The organism is Gordonia sp. (in: high G+C Gram-positive bacteria) (assembly GCF_049299075.1).
In the GTDB taxonomy this organism is placed as follows: Bacteria; Actinomycetota; Actinomycetes; order Mycobacteriales; family Mycobacteriaceae; genus Gordonia.
Genome location: NZ_JBAQWU010000286.1, coordinates 1 through 2,912 on the forward strand (window position 1 = coordinate 1; position 2,912 = coordinate 2,912).

A 2,912-nucleotide genomic window follows, 5' to 3' on the forward strand; every position below is an offset into this window, starting at 1 on the left:
CCCCAGTTCTGCTCACTGAAATTCCCCACCCTGTGGCTCCACCGGAAGCGGGTGGGGCTCCTTCGAAGATGGCGGTCTCTGACCACCAGCCGTCTATCGAAGGAGCCCTCGCTTTCCATGTTGACACGGGAGGAAGACATCGACGCTCACGCGTTGCACCGGCAGGGCTGGACGATCTCGGCGATCGCCCGGCACCTGGGCCGCGACCGCAAGACCATCCGCGCCTATCTGGCCGGCGAGCGGGTCGCCGGCGAACGCAAGCCCGCCGGCGAGGATCCGTTCGAGCCGTTCGTGGACTACGTCCGCGAGCGCCGAGTTGAGTCCCCGATAGTGGTGTAGCGCGGTCGCCACGATCGTCCCCGTCACCGGCGTGTACGTCGGACGTCGACGCGGCCACCGCGTGATCCTTCGAGTTCACCTCTCACAGCTCTCTCGAACGGAAACCACACGATGACCGCTCCACACATTGTCGACCCCGCTGGCCTGCTCGGCGAAGCCCTCGCCGAAGCCAGCCCGGATCTCATGCGATCGCTGCTCCAGTCGATCATCAACGCCCTGCTGTGTGCCGATGCTGATGCCGTTGTCGGCGCCGAATGGGGACGCCCGTCCTCGTCGCGGACCAGCCAGCGCAACGGCTACCGCCACCGCGATCTCGACACGCGCGTGGGCACGATCGATGTTGCGATCCCGAAGCTGCGCAAAGGCACCTACTTCCCCGAGTGGCTCCTCGAACGACGCAAGCGCTCCGAGTCCGCGCTGATCACCGTGGTCGCCGACTGCTACCTCGCCGGCGTCAGCACCCGGCGAATGGACAAGCTGGTCAAGACCCTCGGCATCGACGGGCTGTCGAAGTCGCAAGTCTCCCGGATGGCAGCCGACCTGGACTCGATCGTCGAGGACTTCCGTCACCGTCCACTCGGTGATGCCGGCCCGTTCACATTCGTCACCGCCGACGCGCTCACGATGAAGGTCCGCGAAGGCGGCCGCGTCATCAACGCCGTGGTGCTGCTGGCCGCTGGCGTGAACAACGACGGACACCGCGAGGTTCTCGGGATGCGTGTCGCTACCGCGGAAACCGGTGCCGCGTGGAACGAGTTCTTCGCCGATCTCGTCGCCCGCGGCCTGACCGGAGTCCGGCTGGTTACCTCCGACGCCCACGCAGGCTTGCGGGAAGCGATCGCGGCGAACCTGCCCGGCACCTCCTGGCAGCGCTGCCGCACCCACTACGCGTTCAACCTGATGGGCGTGACACCCAAGAACATGTGGCCGGCGGTCAAGGCGATGCTGCACTCGGTCTACGACCAGCCCGATGCCACGGCCGTCGATGCTCAGTTCGACCGGCTGCTCGACTATGTCGAGGAGAAGCTACCCGCCGTGTTCGAGCACCTCGACCGGGCCCGCGCCGATCTGTTGTCGTTCACCGCTTTCCCGAAGGAGATCTGGACCCAGATCTGGTCCAACAACCCGACCGAGCGGTTGAACAAGGAAATCCGGCGTCGGACCGATGCGGTCGGGATCTTCCCCAACCGTGACGCCATCGTCCGCCTCGTCGGAGCCGTCCTGGCCGAGCAGACCGACGAGTGGGCCGAAGGTCGCCGCTACCTCGGACTCGACGTCCTGGCCCGGTCGCGGATGAACATCGTGCCCAACACCGAACCCGAGATCGGAGCTGATGACCTGCCCGCGCTGACCGCCTGACACCTCACCGAGGAGAACGCAGCACTACACCACTACCGGGGACTTGACCGAGCGCCTCAAGGAGGACCCGCATCTGTGGGCGGTGACGTTGTTCGACGAGATCACTGGGCTGGGTTACGACCGGTCGTATCCGACGTTCACCCGGCAGATCCGCGTCCGGAGTCTGCGTCCACACTGCGAGCCTTGCAGCGCCACGAGTGGCCGGGCGAACGCGCCCATCGCGCACCCGCGCGGTGAGGAGACCCAGTGGGACTGGGTCGAGCTCCCTGATCCGCCCGAGCACTGGGGCTGGGGCAAGAACGCGCACTTGCTCGTCGGGGCGCTGGCGCATTCCGGCAAGTGGCGCGGCCACCTCGCCGCTACCGAGCAGCAGCCGCACCTGGTCGCCGGCCTGGACGCGGTGGTCCGCAAGCTCGGCGGGCTGACGAAGAAGTGGCGCTTCGACCGGATGACCACGGTGTGCCACCCAGAGTCCGGCAAGGTGACTGCGACCTTCGCCGCGGTCGCCAAGCACTACGGCGTCCAGGTCGCGATCTGCCCACCACGACGGGGGAACCGCAAGGGCGTGGTGGAGAAGTCCAACCACACCGCCGCGCAACGCTGGTGGCGGACCCTGCCCGACGACGTCACCGTCGAAGAAGCCCAGGCGTCGCTGGACCTGTGGTGCGCCACCCGCGGCGACGCACGGCTGCGACGCTCGCATGTCGACGGCCGGGCCAGCGTCCTGACGATCGCTGAACGAGAGCCGCTCGCACCGGTCCCGTCGACGCCGTTCCCCGCGACGATCACCGAAGACCGGATCGTGTCGGCCCAGGCACTGGTCGCGTGGCGGGGGAACTTCTACTCCGTGCCGCCCGAGCTCGCACGCGCCCAGGTCACCGTGTCGCAGCGGCTCGGCGCTCAGCACCTCGACATCGCCACGCCCAGCGGGATCGTGATCGCTCGCCACGAGCTCGCACCCGACGGCGCCGGGGTGATGGTCCGCGACCACGGTCACGTGATCGCGCTTGAGCAGCTCGTCCTGGCCGGCCACGACACCAGCCGTCCGCACCGCCGCAAGGAGCGCATCCCGCCCGGACCCGCCGCCCGGGCAGCGGCTGACGCCCTGCGGGCCCGCCAACAACCTGACCCGGTCTCCGCCGTCAACGACGACGTGGTGATCGATCTCGCCAAGTACGACCGAGCAGCCAACGGAAGGAACACCCTCACATGAC

Annotated in this window: 2 protein-coding genes and 1 pseudogene; all 3 read left to right on the plus strand. The window is 68.0% G+C overall.

Features of this window, described 5'->3' with window-relative positions:
- Positions 1-117 precede the first annotated feature (117 nt).
- A pseudogene (locus tag WAW85_RS08680) lies at positions 118-327 on the plus strand (terminase gpP N-terminus-related DNA-binding protein); the annotation flags it as partial.
- 123 nt (positions 328-450) lie between these two features.
- Positions 451-1,698 (plus strand): IS256 family transposase, encoded by a 1,248-nt coding sequence (locus WAW85_RS08685; RefSeq protein ID WP_422559216.1) that lies wholly within the window; start codon positions 451-453, stop codon positions 1,696-1,698.
- Between the two features lie 43 nt (positions 1,699-1,741).
- On the plus strand, positions 1,742-2,911 hold the full coding sequence (locus tag WAW85_RS08690) for a Mu transposase domain-containing protein (RefSeq protein WP_422559217.1): 1,170 nt from the start codon (positions 1,742-1,744) through the stop codon (positions 2,909-2,911).
- Position 2,912 lies beyond the last annotated feature (1 nt).

Bases quoted from the DNA above. Each gene is read 5' to 3' on its own strand.
- WAW85_RS08685 (WP_422559216.1), top strand. From the start codon at position 451: ATGACCGCTCCACACATTGTCGACCCCGCTGGCCTGCTCGGCGAAGCC.